This window comes from Legionella saoudiensis (assembly GCF_001465875.1).
GTDB classification, from domain to species: domain Bacteria; phylum Pseudomonadota; class Gammaproteobacteria; order Legionellales; family Legionellaceae; genus Legionella; species Legionella saoudiensis.
This window is the reverse complement of record NZ_LN901322.1, coordinates 344053-365434: the sequence shown is the minus strand read 5'-3', so window position 1 is coordinate 365434 and position 21382 is coordinate 344053. Positions and strand designations below refer to the sequence as shown.

Below are 21382 nucleotides of genomic sequence, written 5' to 3'. Positions count from 1 at the left end.
TTTTATAACAAGGACATCGAGAAGAAAGTTTAATTTATTTTAGTGTTAATATTATTTCTTTTAAACGTCATTGCTCCCTAGTAAAAATTAATATTTATTCTAGGACAATAAATAAACATTTCTATTGGGGAAATCCGTAATATAAGAATATAAATATTTTGTTGGGAGGTTTGACAATTTATACTCAATGTGATTTCTATATAGAATATATTAGATTTAATTTGGTTATCTTAACAAAAAAATAGACAATGTAAAGTACGCCAAATGTTCAATATATGTTCGGTTTCCGCGGCGGATTTTTATTTCCTCTTAAAAAATGCGTACCAAAGTAGTGCATTTCAATCACATTATTAAATAGTAAATAATGTGATTTTTAGTTTGTGATTTTGTGGAAATTTTAACCCATAATAACCTCAAAATAATATGAAATCATTTCGGTAGAATTTTTATAAGATTAAAGGGAAGAACTCTCAACAGGTCTTTCACCCAAAGAGTTCCATTCTCCATTAAAAATTGCTCTCCATTAAGTAATGAAATGCATTGACTCTCTGAAAATAAACAATATTCATCAGTAAAGTAGTTACTCGACCAGGGCAAATTAGGCGGTATAATTTGTGAAAACCAGCGACAGGTAATTAGGGCTATTTTTTCTTCCTTATATTGCCTTACAAAGGCGATGATATTTTTATGTTGTGATCCATGAATAGGTAAAGGATGATAATCACCAAAGAGAAACAAATTTTTATGCGATCGGCGAATAAATAAAAGTGTTTTGGTTAAATTGAATTTAATTTTCCCATCTTGCCATGAGGACAATAAATCAGATAAAGGTTGATCGCTAAAAAGCTGGTGCAGATGTTGATAGTTAATTGGTCTACGGTTATCGGGATCAACTAAATCAAAACGCCAGGTTTCATTTCCTTGATAAATGTCTGGAAGCCCGGGACAAGTCATTTTTAAAATGATTTGTGTTAAAGAATTGAGCATTCCATAAAAGGCTATTTTCTTTTGAAAGGGGAGAAAGTCATCCATAAACTGCTGATCATGAAGAAGTGATTTTAAAAATTGGGTACATGCTTCTTCATACGATGAGTTGGGAGACATCCATGATGAATGATCTTTGCGTTCTCGCACGGTTTTAATTAATACCTCGGTCATCCGAGTGCTCAATTCATCATCATGCTGTAAAGGCCATACTCCAAGTAGGGATTGATAAATAAATAATTTATCTAATAAATCGGGATATGCCTCAGAAGGTTTTTTAGCTAAGCTTTTCACCAACCAATGCTCTAGAAGTTGGGTCCATTCATAATGTAACTCGCTTAAGACATCTAAGCGTGCGCGTACGTCTTCGCTGCGTTTGCTGTCATGAGTTGACGTAGTATTAAAACTATAGGGCCATAATTTTTGTTTTTGCTGGTTAAATTGATGAAAACGTTCTAAAGAGCCTGCGTTTTGGAAATTTTCAGGAGAACTGCCTACCTCGTTAAGGGAAAGAAGAGGGTAGTAATTATAACAGGCGGTATCCTCGAACCCCTTAGCCATAACCGGCCCGCTAAATACCTCCCAGTCATTACGCCATTGATGCCATAATACTTTTTGCTGTGGGGTAAGGGATGTGAGGTCATTATTTAATAAGGACTTAAATTGATTGGAGTAGGTGCTATTTGGTATTTGCGAGAAAATGTGTTCGATAATGTCTTTGGATTCCACATGATCATAAATTCGATATCTAGGCATTAAGGTCGAAAACTCTAAAAATAGTTCATCAATCTCTTCGGTATTAGGGCCGAGAATTTTTTTTAGTTTTTCACATAAGCGTCTAAATTCGTTCGGAAACAAATTAGTTATTACATATCGGAGCGATTCGCGTTTAACTTGCTGCATGGTTTTCTTTTCCGGCGTTATTTGCTCATAAAAAGAGACCAGTTGATGCAACCCCGTTTCTTCAATTAATACTTGATTCACTTCATTTAAAAAGTCATAACCTGTAGTCCCGCATAAAGGCCAATTATTAGGCAGTTGCTCGTTATATCCTAAAATTTTTTCGGCCACGATGTGGAAGGGTACGCCAATAGATTCTTTGAGACGATTTAAATAGGAAAGGGGATCTCTTAAGCCATCAATATGATCAATGCGCAAGCTGGTAATCACGTGCTCCTGAATTAGTTTCAGCAGTAAGCGGTGTGTTTGCTGAAAAACGCGAGGGTCTTCCGTGTGAAGGCAAACTAATTCGTTAATATCAAAGAATCGGCGATAAACAAGTTTTTGCGCCGTTGATTTTTCCCAGTTAATGTCAAAAAAATCAGCATAAGCGGATGCTTTTCCTTTTTCCAGCACCTCATTCCAGTAAGGATTTTCCGGGGTTGCAGCCATATGATTAGGCACTATATCCAGGCATAACCCAAGCTCCTGTTGCTTTAATTGATGGTGAAGTTGGTATAAGGCTTCAATCCCACCCAGCTCAGGATTAATCTTCTCAAAGTCTGTCGTGTTATAGCCATGCGTGCTCCCTGGTTGTGCTTGTAAAATAGGCGATAGGTAGAGATCGCTAAGTCCCAACTTTTTAAAATAAGGCAGCAATGAACTTAATTGCTGCAAAGAAAATTCTTCATTAAGCTGAACGCGATACAAGGAGAGGGGAATATGCATTAATTTATCTCCAAATGAAGGCTTGCGGCAAGCTCTTGAATTAAGGGGTTTTCTTGGGCTCCATGATCTTTTTTGGTCAGGTTGTATATTTTATTTTGCAAGCTCCATAAGTTAATTTGGATGGGTAGGCTTTTAATGAAATTAACGATTTCAATTAAGTACTGTACAAAATCTTTATCGCTAATTTGCTGCTCCAGTAAGTCAGCCTGTTCCTTTAGAAACTGATTGGCGGCATAAGCAATACTTTCTTGTTCGAGGTCAAGCTTAAATAGCTTTGCTTTTTCAAATAAAGTTATTAAGGTTTCTATGTGAAAATTTTCTTTAGAAAAATAAAAGAGAATGTCTCTATTAAGAAGCGAATTAAGCAGATTGTGGATGGTGTGCGGCAATTCAATATTTAAGGTGGCGATAAAATTAATTAGTGTTAGGTTTTTCTCAAAAAATAATTGCTCACTATTTTCTAAATCGGCCAATACAGAAGATAAAATTTCCTGGGTGATCTTTAATTTCATGTCATAAAATAAATCCCTTAAGGAAATAGTTTGATCTCCGAAATGGGTTTTAAATAAAGTGACTACCTCAAAATTATCTCCTTTATCAAAGGCTGTATGCAGTGAATCTTCAATTTCTTGTAAACCGGTATGAGGCTCTTTAATGGCGCAAATCAGATTTTGGTCCCCTTGATAAAAAACGGCATACCAAATATTTAAGGTTTCCCAGGTTATTTCTGATTGAACAAGAAATGTGCCACTTATTAATTGTTCTTTACCTAAAGTCGTGTCTCGGGTGTTTTGTAACGCGGCTTTATAACAATATATTTTTATTTCATCTTCATATTCGCTAAAAGGTAGACTTGCGGCCAGATGTGCGGAAACGTTAAATAAATTTATTCGTTGGGGTTTAACGAACATATTATATATTTTTTCCCCATTCCCATATTCAGGAATATTTGATGGAGCAAGCGCCAGCTTTTTAACAAATTCAGATTCATAATCTTCATTTGTCAGCTCGTATGCTAATTGAATAACGCGCGCCGCATATTTAATAACTTGGACGGTTTCTATTCCTGATAACTCATCAAAAAACCAGCCACAACTGGTATACATCAGCATTGCATGTCTTTGTAGCTCCATCCATTTAAGTACAGTCTTTTTTTCATCAGCATTTAGTTCTTTTTTGGCTTGAGAGGTAAGAAATTCCTCGGTTGCAGTGCGATCATGAATGACCTTAATATATTGATTGCGCGCTTCCCATGGATCATTCACTAATTCGCTCATTTGCTCTTCAAATATAGGAATTAGTGCATCACGTAACCAATCCAGGGCATTTCTTAACGGCTCACGCCATTGTTGATGCCATATTCCTCCTGCGCTACAGCCACAATCACTACGCCAACGTTCAACTCCATGAGCGCAGCTCCAGGAAGAGTTTTCATGAATCTCTATAGCGAATTGCGCAGGCTGAATTTCCATAAAATGTCCGTAGTTGGTCAATTTTATTTCAGGATCTTGCTCCATATAATGTAAAGCGTACGCTAATCCCATATCACCATGGGCATGATGATGACCATAGGTTTCACCATCAGTAGCTATATGCATTAAGGTGTTCTCGGTATATGATTCGGGAAAATTGTCCAAAAGACGATGAGCGAAGTCTTCGCCATGCGTTAATAATTTTTCAAAAGCTACTGCTTTCGCTACGGAACCATCGTAAATAAATAAAGTAATTTCTCTACCTGAAGGCAAGGATTGTACGTAGGGGGTTCCAATAGAAAAATCTTGATGCCACTGGTCGTCTTCTAAAGAACGAATTTGTTTGACTTGGTTGGGGGCAAGAATAGTAAATTTAATGCCCATTTCACTCATTATATCCAAGGTTTCCAAGTCTACAGCAGTTTCTGGAAGCCACATTCCTTCCGGTTTGCGGTGAAAATAGCGTTCAAAATCGATAATGCCCCAATAAATTTGCGTGTATTTATCCCGTGTATTCGCCAAGGGCATGATCATATGGTTATATGCCTGAGCGATGGCATTGCCATGGCCGTTCAAATTTTTTTGACTGTTTTGATCTGCATCATACAGCGCTTGTAGTAACTCGGGCTTTTTATCTTTCACCCAAGAAAGCAAGGTGGGACCAAAATTGAAACTTATTTTTGCATAATTATTAACAATGTCTGTAATTTTATCTTCACCATTTAATATACGTGCTGCGGAATTGGCAACATAGCATTCCTCGGAAATACGTTCATTCCAATTGGGATAAGGTTTCGCGGAACTTTGGTTTTCAATTGCCTCTAACCAAGGATTTTCACGTGGAGGTTGATAAAAATGTCCGTGGATGCAGATGTATTTATTCATGTTCACATTCCTTTTCAAATATCAGAATACCATAGGCTGGTAGTTCTTGATGGGTCCGTTCATAGGGGTAAGAGCTAAGAATACAGCTCCAGGAGTTAAGATCTAAATAAGGGGCATAATGCAGCGCATGATGTGAAAAATTTGCGATAAGCAGTAGGTGCTGATGCTGAGTATGTCGCGTGATAAATACTAGTTTTTCATCAACAAGCTTTATGGACATATTTTTTTTACTTAAATGAGATAGAGCAGGCTTGGTTTTTCGTAAGTGAATAAGTTTCTTATAAAACTCCCAAATCTCTCGATGCCAAGTTTTACTTTTTAATTCGTGATTGAGTTTGCATAGAGTGAATGTATTTTCCAGCTGAGGATCCGGTAAGTCTGTTGCCTGAGCCATAGAGGAAAATTCCTTAATGCGTCCTTGGCGAACTGCTTCGATAAGTTCCTTCCCTTCATGGCTGATAAAATAATAAAAAGGAGCCGTTTCCGCATATTCTTCTCCCATAAAAATAAGCGGGATGTAGGGCGAAAAAAATAAAAGGGCTGCCGCAAACTTAAGTTGCATGGGGCTTAATAAATGCGTTAAGCGATCGCCAAAAGGACGGTTTCCAATGTGATCATGATTTTGCAGAAATACGACAAAACGATTTGCGGGTAGAGTGGCTGAGCTTCTTCCATGGGGTTTTTGGCGGAATATGGAATATTGCCCCGAATAGGCATAGCCCTCAGTATAAGCTTTTAAAAATAAGTGGAGATCACCAAAATCGGCGTAATAATCAAATTGTTCTGTGGTTAAAATACTGTGTAGCGCATGATGAAACTCATCGTTCCATTGCGCATGTAATCCAAATCCATGCTCTTTCTTAGAGCGAACGAGGCGAGGATCATTAGCACTGCTCTCTGCGATTAAATAATATTTCTGGCCTGTTTTTTGCGATAAATTAGCGATTTCATCGGCTAATTCTTCTAAAAAAGGATAGGCTGAATTATCGACAATGGCATGGAGAGCATCAAGACGTAAGGCATCAACACCATATTCCGTAAACCAATAGACTGCATTTTCAATGAAATACGTTCGTACTTCTTGGTTTAATGCATCATCAAAGTTGAGACTTTGGCCCCAAGGGGTGTGATATTTATCGGTAAAATAAGGGGCGAGTAAGGGCAAAATATTTCCTTCAGGGCCAATATGGTTATAAACCACATCCAAAATGACGGCGAGCTTCATTTTATGGCAGGCGTTGATAAGTTGCTTTAAACCCTGAGGGCCACCGTATGAGTTTTGCACTGCAAAAGGAAAGACGCCATCATAGCCCCAATTCCGTGTTCCGGAAAATTGGGCCACCGGCATAATCTCAATCGCTGTAACACCAAGCTCCTTAAGTTCTGCTAAATGCGGAATAATGGCTGCAAAAGTCCCTTCCTCGGTAAAGGTTCCAACATGCAACTCATAAATAATATATTTAGATAAGCTAATTCGCTTCCATGCAGCGGCATGAGTTTGCTCGATGATTTCTGATGGACCATGAATTCCTTCGGGCTGATAAGTTGAGGCGGGATCAGGAAAACGAGTTTCATTCCCACAAAAGTAATAACGATCTCCGGCGACAACTGACTTGGTTTTAGCATAAAAGTAGCCGGTTTTTAAACGTTGCATCGGCAGGCGATAGATGTTTTTCTGTTGTACGGAATGAATTTCTACCTCAAGCTTCGGAATCCATGGTGCCCATAAAGTAAATTCACAGGTTCCATCTTTTTTAAGGCAGGCACCTAAGTGACGTTGCATGATTAATTTTTCCATTTGTAAAATCCTGCACTAAGCCCTGGGAGGTCCAGTTGGACTGAGTAGGGGTGTTGGTGCGAGCCCAAATCTTCCGTGGTTAACTCCGGAGTGTGGCTTTCGGTTCCACCATATTTAGGGTCGCTACTACTGGCAAGAAGTTTCCAGCAACCTGCCCTAGGAAGACCAATGCGATAGGCAGTTCGTGGAATGGGAGTACAATTTAAAACGATTAAAATGAGCTGTTCATCACTGGATTTGCGCAAAAAGGTGTAGATGCTCTGATCCATATCATTGGTATCAAGCCATTCAAAGCCGGCCTGCTCAAAATCATAATGGTTTAAGGCTGCTTCACTACGATACAGGTGATTTAATTGGGCAACCCAGGCCTGTAAGCCTTGATGTATTGCATAATCCAGTACATGCCAATCAAGACTTTGCTCATGATTCCATTCGCTGCGTTGCCCGTATTCGTCTCCCATAAACAGCAATTTTTTTCCGGGGAGCGCAAACATATAGGCATACAAAACACGTACATTGGCAAATTGTTCTTGTTCATTTCCTGGCATTTTATTAACCAAAGAGCCTTTTCCATAAACTACTTCATCATGAGATAGGGAAAGTACAAAATTTTCCGTAAATGCATAAATCATGCGAAACGTAAGTTGATGGTGATGAAAACGGCGATAAAGTGGGTCTTTTCTAAAATAATCCAAAGTATCATGCATCCAACCCATATCCCATTTAAAGCCAAATCCTAGTCCTCCGGCGTAGGTAGGACGAGAGACTCCGGGCCAGGCGGTAGATTCTTCGGCAAAGATGTGGATATCGGGGTATGTACGATATAGGGTTTCATTGAGCTCTTTTAAGAAATGAATTGCTTCAAGATTTTCGTGACCACCATATTCATTGGGTATCCATTCTCCCGGCTTTCGAGAATAATTTAAATACAACATGGAGGCTACGGCATCAACGCGTAAGCAATCAATATGGTATTTATCTAACCAAAACAGAGCGCTGCTTATTAAAAATGCTTTTACTTCATGACGGCCATAATTAAAGATAGCGCTCTTCCAATCTGGGTGAAATCCTTTTTTTACATCGGCGTGTTCATATAAATGAGTGCCATCAAAATAGGCAAGCCCATGAGCATCATTAGGAAAATGTGATGGCACCCAATCAAGAATTACACCAATATTATGCTGATGCAGGTAGTCGATTAAAAATTTAAAATCATCCGGTGTACCATAACGTGAGGTGGGGGCAAAATAGCCTAAAGTCTGGTAACCCCAGGAGCCATAAAAAGGATGTTCCATGATAGGTAAAAATTCTACATGGGTAAATTGCATTTTCACTAAATATTCGGTGAGTAGTGGCGCCAGTTCTCGGTAATTTAAGAAGCGATTATCTTCCTCAGGAACTCTTTTCCATGAGCCAATATGCATTTCATAAATGGACATGGGATGATTCATGTCTTGATATTTATGCCGGTTTTTCATCCATTCTTGGTCATGCCATTCATAGCTGGATTGCCAAATAATCGATGCGGTTTTCGGTGCACATTCTTGATAAAACATAAAGGGATCAAGGTGTTCCGGCGTATGATGAGGATGATTGGATTCAATGTAAAACTTATATAAATCATTGGGTTGTGCTTCAGGAATAAAAGTTTGCCAAATTCCTGAGGAGCCAATCATGTTCATCGGATTTGCATTTTTATCCCAATTATTAAACGAACCAATAACGAATACTTTATGCGCACTGGGAGCCCATACTGAAAAATTCGTCCCTTTAATACCATTTTCAATTACTGGGTGTGCGCCTAAGTACTCATAAAGGCGGTAATGTGTTCCTTCATTAAAAAGATAAATGTCTTCGGGGCTCAAATAAGGTTTACTGGTATGCTGATCTTTTCTATATCGGCTAATTTCTTTCATTAAGGTGCTGATTTGTGTTGAAGAAGCCATTTGCTCTAATGAATAAGCTAACTGTCGGCACCAGTTGGCGCTACTTTCTTCATTCGGCGTATTTTGCGATTGAGATTCGCGCCATAAATCTTCAAGCTGAATTATTAAAATTTGCGCCTTACTGTCTGCTAACAAGCAAACACTTTTTTCAAAAATATCACCTGGAAAATCAGCGCTTATTTGTTCTAGCTTTAAAAGATTTTTTTTCCGTAATTGGCGTTCTCTTTGATACTGTGGTTCAGTGAACACCTGTTCTGCGAATTTTTTTTGTAAATCCAGCGCTTGGCAATATGCGAGGAAAGTGGGCATGTCATGGGTATTTAAGCCAGCAGCCATCCATGGAGATGAAGGCATAATGCCGCGTTTGGAGTCGAGTTGATATTGTAAAACATGCATTTGCAGCAGGGCATGTTTCTTCATCATTGAATTAGTTTCTGGAGGAACGGTTCCTAAATTTTCACCAATTAAACTGACCTGATGACGATGAGATTCAAGCGATAAAATGGCATAAACTTCTTCTGGTTGATACTGTACATAAACTCCTTGCTCAGCTGAAGACCCTTCGGGGATCCAAAAAAGACGGTGAAAACCCATAACATGATCAATACGTAAAATATCAATATAGGGAAGAATATAGCGAAGCATCGTAATAAAATAAGAGTAATGTTGTTCGCGAAGCATTAAAGGATTTAATGGAGGCAAGCCCCAATTTTGGCCTTGTTGAAAAACAGGATCAGGTGGGGAGCCAATACTGGCTTGTTGAACAAATAAGTTTTGATATTTCCAGGCATCAAAGCCATCATGATGTACTCCTATTGGTAAATCAAGATAGAGGAGCTGCCCTTGCTGGTTTAATTGTTGTTTTAAGGCATTTAATTGCTCATTTAATTGCCATTGTACATAAAGGTGGTAGTGATAGCTGTTTTCAAGTTTGGATGTTAATTCAATTGCACCTTGTTTTTCAGGTTCGGGCCAGTTTTTCCAGGAGCTGCGCTGTTGCTCCATATACGCGCGGAACAAAGCATACTGCGGTGCCTCTTGATGCCTGGCGATGTATTTCTGCAATCTGGGATCGTTCATCTTTTCAGGCTCCCATTCTTGCTCTATGATTTTTCTCTTATAAGCTGCAACTTCTTTAAAGGGGATCTGGTCCTGTGTCTTAATATGCTTAGGCATCGGAGCATGTTCAAGCTCCAAATACAGTTCATTTAAAAACATACGGCTGACTGGCGAATAAGGGCTTTGCTCATACAGTTCATTTAAAAAGGCGGCAAAAATTGGGGTGGTAGCAATGACTTTCGCATCTTCTTCTGCCAGCCAGTCTGCCCATCTTCTTAACGTACCCAAATCGCCGCACACCGGGTTTTTTTGATCGTGAAGTGCATAAATAGGAGCAAAAAAGCCAAACAGTTTTTCTTTTCCTATTTTCTCCGTATTCATTTTAGAAGGAGCACTGATAATAAGACTATGAATGGTTTGCTTATCTAAGTTAAAACTTAACTGATGATACCCCATAGGCAATAAGGGCAATTTAAATATTTTTTTAAAAAAACGCAGTGGGTAGGTGCTTATTTCTTTCACGGCAATTTTTTTCAAGTTTACTGCGGATTGCATGGTTGAACCATCTTCCAAATGAATACTGTACTCTAGGCTTTCATAATTTTCCTTATCTGCTAAATACAAGGGGATTTGGCATTTTCCATCCCAAGCGACATGAACTTTATCAATTTTTTGCTCTATTTTTTCCTGCACACACTTTGTTAAATAGGTTTGGGCTTCACAAGCCTCACGAATAGGCACACCCAATAGATTTAGTATTCTAATCAGTTGCTCATCTTGGGCTTCTACTGTATTTCCCCAGGCATTTTTATAAGTGATTTGGATGCCAAAGTATTCTGCTAATTTTGATAAAGCTTCATCCTTGATCATGGTCATTATTCCAAAAGGTTAAGTAGGCCGATGCATGGAACTCGCAGCCAATCTGGTCGGTTATTTAGCTCATAATTGATTTCGTATAAAACTTTTTCGAGCATGTAGGCTTTAAGCAGTAAAGAAAACTGTTCTTTTTCTTTAGGCATTAAAGATAAAATCTCGGGATAGCTTAAGTAGGTATCAATAAAAATTTGGGTAATCCAGCTATAGCAGTCTTCAGGATTAAATTCGGATGACTCAATAAGCGAGCGGTCAATTGCGGTATAAAATGCATAATGAAAAGAGCGCAAAATTCCCGCGACATCCTTAATTGGTGAATATTTAATCTTTCGTTCCGATAAAGGACGTCCTGGCTCACCTTCGTAATCGATAATTACAAAATCATCCCCCTTGTATAGAATTTGCGCGAGATGATAGTCCCCATGACAGCGAATCTTTTTCCCGCCTAAACTTTGATTTAAAAGATATTGAATTTTTTGGAGTAACTTTTCTTTCTGAGTAAAAAATTCACTTACTTCTTCTTGTAATTCCGGCTCAAGTTTAAGCTTTTTATTCTGCATGAGTTTTGCTGTTTTTACTGTCGCATTTCTCAATGACTGGTACAAACTGCGTTGATCAAAGAGAATGAAATTTTCTACTTTAAAAAGAGGATTTGAATCATCTCCCGCCAAAGCTAGGTGCATTTGTGCGGTTTTTTCTGCCAGAATACGCACAGAATATGCGAATATTCCTAAAGCGCTGCTTATTTCTTGCGGGATGGAAGTAATTTTTTCCCATGGATAAACGCGCTTTAATGGCGGTTGAAGAATGGGTAATTTCTCATAGTTCTCACTAAGTGCTGAAATCGCATTCAAGCAATAATCCCAGGCATTTCCTTCATTAGGAACGTATTCTTGAATAATCCCCAGCGTTGCATTTTTGTCTTTATTTAAATAACTAATAGTCACTAAGAGCTTGGGCGAGATGTTACACTCTTTATTGAGAAACTGTTGATTGATTTCTACCTCGGGGTTAGTGCCATTTTCGCAAAGACGATAGATTTTCAATAAGGCTTGTTGCCCATAAGAAATCGAGGTATTGGACTGATCCGCATTTAAAGGTTTAATTTCTTGCTGGCTTGGAGCAAGAATTTTATTACTATGACGTAATGCTTCTATTTTCAGGGTGCTGGATGTACCATGAATTAATTTAGTTCTTCTAAACGCATTAAAAATTATTTTTAATGCCTTAGGATTATAAATTGCATCAGTAAGATAGGTAAGCTGACCCTGTTGGTCTTTTATAGCACATATCGTTTGCCCTTGAACATCTTCGGTTTTTGTGGCAATGAACATGAAGTAATATTCAGCATGCTTATCATCAAAATCAATTTCAATAAGAATTAAATAAACCGCACTTTTATTCTGTTTCAATACCAGTTCATCAACTATTTTCAATTTACTGATAGGGCTGTTTTTAGCGCGAAACCATCGGCATCCAGGAATATAATCCCTAAGTGCATATTCTAATTTTTTCTTATTGGATGTCTGAAAAATTTCACTCCATTTTTCTTTAACGATTAAGAGTTCATTTTTAGAAGGAAGGCTAATGGGTTCCACTTCGGGTTGATGCAGCTCCAGCCATAAAAATCCATAAGGAGCGAGAATAAAGAAATAGGGGGCTTTGCTAATTTTAGGGAAGGTAGTTTTACCAAATACTTCAATTAATGAATAATTAATAAATTGACTCAGGTCAAGACTAAAACTTTGCGTATTGCGCGATAAATTAAATAAGACCAGGATTTTCTGCTCGTTGTAAATGCGATAAAAAGCAATGATTTTGGCATTTTCTGGGTGTAGAAACTCAATGCTACCACGACTAAACGCTTTATAAGCAGAGCGGCGCTCAATCAATTTTTTCATCCAGTGCAAGAGAGATTGCGAGTTTTGTTTTTGCAAGTTGACGTTAACAAATTGATAATTATATTCTGGGTCAATAATTACCGGCAGGTAAAGCTTTTGTGGAGTTGCGTCAGAAAAACCAGCATTATTGTTATTTGACCATTGCATTGGAGTTCTTACGCCGCTGCGATCGCCTAAGTAAAAATTATCACCCATACCAATTTCATCGCCATAGTACATTACTGGCGTTCCAGGCAATGAAAATAAAAACGCATTTAATAATTCAATTTTGCGCCGATCTCCTTCTAAAAGCGGTGCTAGTCGGCGTCGAATGCCCAAATTAATCCGCATTTGTGGATCTTTGGTATACATACGATACATGTAGTCACGTTCTTCATCGGTTACCATCTCTAAGGTTAACTCATCATGGTTACGTAAAAAGATAGCCCATTGACAGGATTCTGGAATAACCGGTGTTTGTTCAATAATATCGGTTATGGGAAAGCGATCTTCCATTTGGACGGCCATATACATGCGTGGCATGAGCGGAAAATGAAATGCCATTTGGCACTCATCACCATTACCAAAATATTGCACTGCATCTTCTGGCCATTGATTGGCCTCGGCTAAAAGAAATTTATTTTTGAACTTTTCTTGAATGTGCGCATTTAATTTTTTTAAAAATTGATGCGTCTCGGGTAAATTTTCACAATTCGTGCCTTCTCGCTGAAATAAATAAGGAATGGCATCAAGGCGTAATCCATCGACTCCTAGCCCTAGCCAGAAGTCCATTATTTTAAAAATCTCTTTTTGCACTGCAGGATTATCATAATTTAAATCCGGCTGGTGGGAATAAAACCGATGCCAATAATAAGCATTCGCGGTTGCATCCCAAGCCCAGTTAGAGGTTTCAAAATCCCGAAAAATAATACGTGCATCAGTATATTTTTCAGTAGTATCGCTCCAAACATAATAATTACGCCAAGCTGATCCCGGTTTTGCTGCGCGTGCTCTTTTAAACCATTGGTGTTGGTCAGAGGTATGATTAATAACTAATTCGGTAATTACTTTAATATTACGTTTGTGCGCTTCTTTTAAAAATCTTTTAAAATCCGATAAGGTCCCATAAATTGGATTAACATTCATATAATCGGCAATGTCATAGCCTTCATCTTTGAGAGGAGAGGGATAAAAAGGCAATAACCAAATCGCATTAACCCCTAAAAATTCAATATAAGGTAACTTTTCGATAAGCCCGGGGAAGTCACCAATCCCATCATTATTGCTATCATAAAAACTGCGCACATGAACTTGATAAATAATCGCGTCTTTATACCAGTCTGGACGTTCATTGAGCTGGATCATAATACTTTACCCTTGATATGAAAAATATGAGCACATTGTTGTTTTAACGGATTAAGCTCGACATAACAGGCTCCGGATTGCCATTGATAACGTTCTTCGCTTAAAAGGTCATGCACATAGTAATGAGGCCCTTCAATCCCCAATGAGGATAAATCAAGGGTGACAAAAGCTGATTGTTTATATTGATAATCCAAATTAACAACAACCAAAATAACGTCCTTAAAATCTGGACTGTGCTTGCTATAGCATATAATTTGATCATTATCGCTGGGATAAAATTGCACTGAGTGCGTATTTTGTAAGGCCGGATGGTGATGCCGAATTTGATTTACACAGCGTATTAAGTCGCTAATATTTTCCAGCGTTTTTTGCCAGCAATGAATGCTGTATTTTTCTGAATCCAGATACTCTTCAGAGCCTTCGTGTAACGGCTCACGAATGCAATTTTCAAAAGCAGGGCCATAAATCCCGTAATTGCTGCTTAATGTTGCGGCCAATATCAATCGCACCATAAACGCAATTTGCCCACCTTCCTGTAAATATTCGTTAAGAATATCGGGCGTATTGGGCCAAAAATTGGGTCGAAAATAATATTTAACCGGTGCTGAATTTAATTCGTTCATGTAGCTGATTAATTCGCTTTTGGTATTACGCCAGGTGAAATAGGTATAGGATTGAGTAAATCCACATTTAGCTAATAGATACATAATACTAGGCCGGGTAAAGGCTTCTGCTAAAAAGATAGTCTCGGGATAATCTGTTTTAATTTCATGGATGAGCCATTGCCAGAAAATGAATGGCTTGGTATGTGGATTATCCACACGAAATATAGTTACGCCTTTTTGAATCCAAAACAGAAAAATGTCTTTGCATTCATTCCACAAGGAGGGCCATTCGGAGGAAGAAAAATTAAGGGGATAAATATCCTGGTATTTCTTAGGAGGGTTTTCCGCATATTGTAAGGTCCCGTCTGGCCGGTGTTTAAACCAAATTTCATGTTGGCTTAAATAAGGATGATCAGGGCTGCATTGCAAAGCAATATCTAAGGCGATATCCAGATTAAGTTTTTTGGCGGCTTTTATTAATGAGGCAAAATCCTTGAAGCTGCCTAGTTGCGGATGAATACTTTTATGCCCTCCTTTTGAAGAGCCAATAGCCCAAGGGCTTCCGGGATCATCTGGTTGGGCAACAAGCTCGTTATTTTTACCTTTACGATTTTTCTCACCAATAGGGTGGATTGGAGGTAGATAAAGGACATCAAACCCCATATTTTTTATTATGGGAAGATGATTAATGAGATCTTTAAAGTGCCCATGCTTTTTAGGATCTTGAGTTACAGAGCGTGGAAATAATTCATACCAGGTACTGAACCTTGCTTTAACAGGATCAACGCTGAGCGAAAAACTTTTATCTGATTGGGTAACAAACTCCGAAGCTAAATTGTGTTTCATCCATTCTTCAAGTTCTTTATTAGACAGAAGCTCAACTAAAAGCGATTTATCGTTTGAGGAAGACAGGCAATCTAGGGCCTCCTGAACGCAAGGAGGTGTCGTTTCCTTATAAGAACTTTTTATTAATTTAATGCCAATACTTTTTTCTGCATCTATATCATAATCTAAGGTTAATTTTTTAAAAAAGCGTACCCTCCAGGTTAAAAATTCGCTGGTCCAAGCAAGAATTATGTAAGAGTAAATTCCTAATCTATTAACTTCAAAGGATGCTTCCCATTGGTCATTTGATAATGGAGAAAAATCGACTGAACTCCATCCCAATTCATCATTATTTTTGTAATGGAGTTGAGCTATTATTTCATCAATTCCATCGCAAAAAATATTTGCTTTAATTGTAACCAAATCATTAATTATATATTTCGCAGGAAATGATCCGCAGTCAATGTCCGGCGTCACCGAATTAATCCAAACTCTTTTTAACCCCGAAATCTTTTCAGGTGTAATATGTCCCATTTCTTTTGCAATTTTGTCCATGAAAATTTTTAAAATGAAAAATGCTACCACAAGAAAAATAGGATCGATGTAATGGTTTTCCCCTAATTAAAAAAAGGGATGTCCTTAATATTTATAATTTTTTAGCTTAGTTAGTATAAATGGTGGTTTTTTAAGGATTAACCGGATATAGGAAATGGTAAATTATGAGAATTAAAGGCATTATATTTGACATGGATGGCGTTGTCACAAAAACTGCATCAATTCATTTTAGAGCATGGAGAATGGTTATTGATGAGTTATTAGTGCGAATTAATCCTGAAAAAAATTTCCCTTTTACTGAAAAAGAATATTTTTATTACCTTGATGGAATTCCCAGAATAGATGGCCTTAGAAATTTTCTTATTTCACGAGAAATTTCCTTTGAAGAGATTCCTGGCTCTTATCCAACAATGGATGAATACATTAAAGCAATTTGTAATAGGAAAAATAAGGTATTTCTGGAAATACTTACTAAAGAACCTGTGGAATGTTATCAGGATACACTGGAATTTATTAATCTTCTGCTAGAAAATAATTATGCAATTGCCATTATTTCTTCCAGTAAAAATTGTGCGCATGTTTTAAAAAGCGCGCAAGTAGAACACCTGTTTCCAGTATGCATTGATGGCGTGATTTCCGAAGAATTGAATCTCCCGGGAAAGCCCCATCCAGCAATTTTTATTGAAGCAGCAAAACGGTTAAACCTACTTCCGCATGAATGCATCGTGGTTGAAGATGCCCTATCAGGAGTCAAGGCGGCTAAAGATGGAGGTTTTCATGTAATCGCCCTGGATCGAAGAAATAAATTATATTCAGAGTTCTTAAGCTTGGAGGCTGATTATATTATTCCCAACCTTTCCAGCAGCCAGAAATTATTACATCATTACCTGTTTCATGCGCCTAAGCATGCACCGGAATCAGCATTTAATGCCTTCCCAATAATATTAGATTTAATTCATGAAGGTTACGATTTCGCTATTTTTCTAGATTATGATGGGACGTTAACCCCTATTGCAGCAAGGCCAGAACAAGCTGTTTTATCGCAAGAAATGCAGGATTGCCTTACTTATTGTTCGCAAAAGTATCCCACGGTTATTATCAGTGGTAGAGAACTAGGAAATTTAAAAAAACATATCGCGATTCCTACGCTTTTTTATTCGGGTAATCATGGTTTGCAATTAGAAGGCCCAAAAAACTCGGAAATTTTTTACCAAATTGGTGATGAGTTTAAGGAGGATGTGCAGGTTGTTTATGAGAAACTAAGTCCAATTTTAGAGCCTATAGATGGTTGCCTCATTGAAAATAAAATATTTTCCTTATCAGTTCATTATCGTCTAGTCGATGAAGGTTTACATGACTTTATTTCCTATAAAATTGATAATATCATTAAAAATCATCCAAAATTAGCACGATTTTCAGGGAAAAAAGTTTTTGAAATTCGCCCTAATATTCCTTGGAATAAAGGCACAGCTTCAGCCAATATTCTTAATCAATTTAAGAGTAAAAACACAAAATTAATTCCAATATACATTGGCGATGATGTTACTGATGAGGATGCGTTTAAAAAATTTATAACCAATGGCATTACGATAAAGGTCACTAATGAGTTTCAAAAAACGCATGCTCATTATTTTTTAAACTCGCCTCTTGAAGTGCAAAATTTTCTTGAAAATATGAATTGTTATAAGGAAGTATGTTATGAGTCATTGGATTATCAGTTATTGTAATTTTGATGTTGAATCAGTACGCTTGCGTGAAACATTATTTACCTTGGGAAATGGATATTTTTCCACACGGGGAGCTCATGAAGACCATCAATCTGAGAATCATTATCCTGGCACTTATTTTGCTGGTATTTACAATCGCCTGGCCAGTACTGTCTCAAATCAGAATTTAGTAAATGAAGATTTGGTGAATTTGCCTAATTGGCTGCCAATTACCTTTAAAATTGATGGTGAGGAATGGTTTGATATTAATAATGTGGTTCTATTATCTTACTGTGAAATGCTCCATCTTAAAAAGGGAATTGTAAAACGTACACTTCGTTTTAAAGATGAGAACGAGCGGGTCTTTGTAATTAATAGCATCCGTTTTGTCAGCCAACATAACCCGCATTTTGCGGGAATTCGCTATTCAATTACTTCGGAAAACTGGGAGGGTAGGATTACGATTCGCTCTTCTTTAATTGGAGATGTAACAAATAATGGCGTTCCGCGTTATCGCGAATTAAATAATCAGCATCTTGAGATATTAAAAAAAGGGGCTTTGGGCGGTGGATATATTTACCTGCAAGCAAGAACCAACCAATCGCATGTGGAAGTAGCGGAAGTAGTAAAAACTGAAATTTATTGGCAAAAAAATAAACTTAATTTAGCTGCTCATATTATTGAAGAAGAAAAAGACATTCATCAGGAATTTTCAGTTCAGTTGGTGGCTAATGAAAAGATTAGTGTCACAAAGCTCTTAAGCATTTACAGTTCTAAAGATCATGCTATTAGTGAAAACCTTACTGATGCTCTTAATGCGATTCAAGACGAGCAAGTTTCATTTTCTTCTTTATTAACAAAGCATATGGTTTCATGGAAGCATTTGTGGGATCGGGCCGATATTGAAATTGAAACACAAAGCAATGAGCAACAGCTCGTGCGTATGCATATTTTTCATGCTTTGCAGTCTTTATCAAAACATAGTATCAACCGAGATTATGGGATCCCGGCGCGCGGTTTACATGGTGAAGCATACCGGGGACATGTTTTTTGGGATGAGCTTTTTATTTTACCTTTTTTCATTTTTAATTTTCCTGAAGTGGCACGATCCTTACTCATGTATCGTTACCACCGTTTGAATGCAGCGCGGAAATTGGCTAGAGAGTCAGGATATGACGGCGCAATGTTTCCTTGGCAAAGCGCTAGTAATGGAGAGGAGGAAACGCAAAAGTTTCATTTAAATCCCCACTCATCCCAATGGGGGCCAGATTTGAGCCGTTACCAACGTCATGTGAATATGGCCATTGTTTATAATATTTGGAATTATTATCTAATCACTGATGACATACGTTTCTTAAGTCATTATGGGGCGGAACTAATTCTTGAAATAGCCAAATTCATTAGCAGCATGGTGGTATTTAACCCCAGTAAAGACCGCTATGAAATTAATGGGGTTATGGGGCCTGATGAATATCATGAGCGTTATCCTAATACAGAAGAACCTGGTTTAAATAATAACGCATATACAAACGTGATGGCGGTCTGGGTTTTGGAACGTGCGCTTGAATTACGTGAGATCCTCAGTAAAAAACAATTAGCGCATTTATGTGAAACATTAAACATTAGTGAAGAGCAATTAAATAAATGGCAATCCATTGTCTTTAAAATGTTTATTCCGTTTCATAACAAATTATTATGTCAATTTGAGGGCTATGAGCGATTAAAAGAATTTGATTGGGATTCTTATCAACAAAAATACCCCAACATGGAGCGGTTGGACCGTATTTTAAAAGCTGAAAAACAGGATCCTAACGAATATCAAATTGCCAAGCAGCCTGATGCATTAATGTTGTTTTATTTACTGGAAGAGCGGGAAATACAGCGCATATTTCATCAGTTAGGTTATCACTATGATGAAAGCATTCGCGATTATACTATTCAATATTATTTGCAACGGACCTCTCATGGTTCCACTTTAAGTAAAATTACTTTTGCTTCCATGTTGTTTAAAAAGAATCCTCAAGAAGCAACACGCCTTTATCAAGAAGCGCTAATTAGTGATTTTAAAGATACTCAGGGAGGAACGACACAAGAAGGCATTCATCTAGGGGTAATGGTCGGCACCTTATCGGTTTTATTTAAAGAATTTTCAGGTCTCAAAATAAAACACGGTTTATTGTCGGTTAATCCACAATTACCAGAATGGATTACGCGCTTAAAGTTCAAAATAGGCTTTCGTGGCAATCTTTATGAAATTGAGATTCTCCCAAATGCCTGCTACATCCATTTGTGCGAAAAATATACTCATGATTCACACATTTTGGTGCACAATGAGTTCGTTAATTTGTATTTGGATAAACCTCTGAATGTGCTTTGCAAGGAAAGTTGCGCGCTTTCTTTAGAGGGGTAAAAACAAGACAGGATGAATGTAGGTGGCCAATTATGACATCATTTTTTTCCTTTTAGGATTAGCTTTTTTGGCGTCAGCTTGGCTACCGCAAAAATTAATTCATATGCCGCTTTCTTTATCAATGATTTGGTTAGGGATAGGAATTCTAATTTGTGCGATTAATACTAATTTCCCCTATGTTAGCCCTTTAAAAAATAGTGTATTAACGGAATACCTCACTGAATTAGCTATTCTTATCTCTTTGTTGGGTGCAGGATTAAAAATTGATCGAAAAATAGGGCTGCATTCTTGGAAGGATACGTGGTTACTTTTAGGCATTGCCATGCCTTTGTGTATTGTTACCATGACTTTAGCCGCAATGTGTTTTATCAATTTACCTTTTCCCATCGCTTTATTATTAGCAGCATTAATCGCACCTACAGATCCTGTTTTAGCAAGTGATGTGCAAGTTGGCCCACCTGGAGAGGGAGGAGAGCATGATGTACGTTTTGCTTTAACCAGTGAGGCGGGGCTAAACGATGGTTTGGCATTCCCCTTTGTTACTTTAGCGCTTATTTTCATCTCGTCAGCAGCTAGCGAAAAATCTCTCGCCATGTGGTTTGGGGTCGATTTTTTATGGCGAATTGCAGTCGGTATTTTTATGGGATTTCTCATTGGGCATTATACGGCCAAGCTTCTTTTAAAGCCGCCGAAGCAGATGGCAATAAGGGATGATTTTACCGCCATTGCTTTAGTTTTCCTGGCTTATGGCGCGACACAACTAGCTTATGGGAATGGGTTTTTAGGTGCATTTATTGCCTCTCATACTTTTAGGCATTATAAACGGGATCACCATTTTCATAATATTTTATATAATTTTTCGGAACAAGTAGAGCGTCTTATTATCCCAGTTTTATTACTTTTAATGGCAATATTTATTTATCAAGGCATTTTTATTGATTTAAGTTGGAAAGAAGTCCTCCTTTCATTTTTCTTTTTGTTATTTATCCGGCCTGTTTGTGCTTTGATTAGTTTAAGCAAATCCAAAACCAGTACCCCAAATAAGATAATCATTTCCATATTTGGCATTCGAGGGGTGGGGTCTTTTTACTATCTTTCTTATGCACTAAATCGCATTGGTAATTTTAATTATGGGCAACAATTGTGGCGAATAACTCTTTTGATTGTCCTTATCTCCATAATTGTTCATGGAATGAGTGGCGCTATTATTTTTAATAATCTTCCAAAGTCACGAAGAAATAAATAATCAACAAGTTAAACCTCTAAATAGATTCCTAAGGAATACCTTAATTGCCGTAATAGATAAGCTAATTCATTATTAAAATGAAGGATTTTAAAATAGCAATTAAGG

At 37.6% G+C, this 21382-nt stretch carries 9 protein-coding genes; 3 read left to right on the top strand and 6 right to left on the bottom strand.

Going from position 1 to position 21382, the window contains the following annotated elements; all coding sequences use genetic code 11:
• Positions 1–429: 429 nt before the first annotated feature.
• The 6 genes from treY to BN3124_RS05870 are packed head-to-tail and all read right to left on the bottom strand — an operon-like array spanning position 430 to position 15915.
• Positions 430–2652 carry a malto-oligosyltrehalose synthase gene (gene treY, locus BN3124_RS05895; RefSeq protein WP_058533865.1) on the bottom strand — a complete coding sequence of 741 codons (2223 nt, stop codon included), beginning with the start codon at positions 2650–2652 and terminating at the stop codon, positions 430–432.
• Positions 2652–5009 (bottom strand): DUF3536 domain-containing protein, encoded by a 2358-nt coding sequence (locus tag BN3124_RS05890; RefSeq protein ID WP_058533864.1) that lies wholly within the window; start codon positions 5007–5009, stop codon positions 2652–2654. Before BN3124_RS05890 ends, treY begins: the two co-directional genes overlap by 1 nt.
• Positions 5002–6807, bottom strand: a complete 1806-nt coding sequence (gene treZ, locus BN3124_RS05885; RefSeq protein ID WP_058533863.1) for a malto-oligosyltrehalose trehalohydrolase — start codon at positions 6805–6807, stop codon at positions 5002–5004. Before treZ ends, BN3124_RS05890 begins: the two co-directional genes overlap by 8 nt.
• Complete coding sequence (gene glgB, locus BN3124_RS16810) at positions 6795–10682, bottom strand: 1,4-alpha-glucan branching protein GlgB (RefSeq protein WP_196398900.1); 3888 nt, start codon at positions 10680–10682, stop codon at positions 6795–6797. Before glgB ends, treZ begins: the two co-directional genes overlap by 13 nt.
• 5 nt (positions 10683–10687) lie before the next feature.
• The gene (gene treS / locus BN3124_RS05875; protein ID WP_058533862.1) at positions 10688–13930 is read right to left on the bottom strand and encodes a maltose alpha-D-glucosyltransferase; all 3243 of its coding nucleotides are present in this window, start codon (positions 13928–13930) and stop codon (positions 10688–10690) included.
• Positions 13927–15915: an alpha-1,4-glucan--maltose-1-phosphate maltosyltransferase gene (locus tag BN3124_RS05870; protein WP_230849100.1), complete on the bottom strand. Its 1989-nt coding sequence runs from the start codon at positions 15913–15915 to the stop codon at positions 13927–13929. The genes treS and BN3124_RS05870 overlap by 4 nt, the downstream gene beginning before the upstream one ends.
• Positions 15916–16079: 164 nt before the next feature.
• Here BN3124_RS05870 and otsB point away from each other — a divergent pair, with 164 nt between their 5' ends.
• Genes otsB through BN3124_RS05855 form a run of 3 tightly spaced genes read left to right on the top strand, consistent with a single transcriptional unit; the run spans position 16080 to position 21277 of the window.
• Positions 16080–17642 (top strand): trehalose-phosphatase, encoded by a 1563-nt coding sequence (gene otsB, locus BN3124_RS05865; RefSeq protein ID WP_058533861.1) that lies wholly within the window; start codon positions 16080–16082, stop codon positions 17640–17642.
• Positions 17614–20031, top strand: a complete 2418-nt coding sequence (locus BN3124_RS05860) for a glycoside hydrolase family 65 protein (RefSeq protein WP_058533860.1) — start codon at positions 17614–17616, stop codon at positions 20029–20031. Before otsB ends, BN3124_RS05860 begins: the two co-directional genes overlap by 29 nt.
• Before the next feature lie 22 nt (positions 20032–20053).
• Positions 20054–21277, top strand: a complete 1224-nt coding sequence (locus tag BN3124_RS05855) for a cation:proton antiporter (RefSeq protein ID WP_058533859.1) — start codon at positions 20054–20056, stop codon at positions 21275–21277.
• Positions 21278–21382 lie beyond the last annotated feature (105 nt).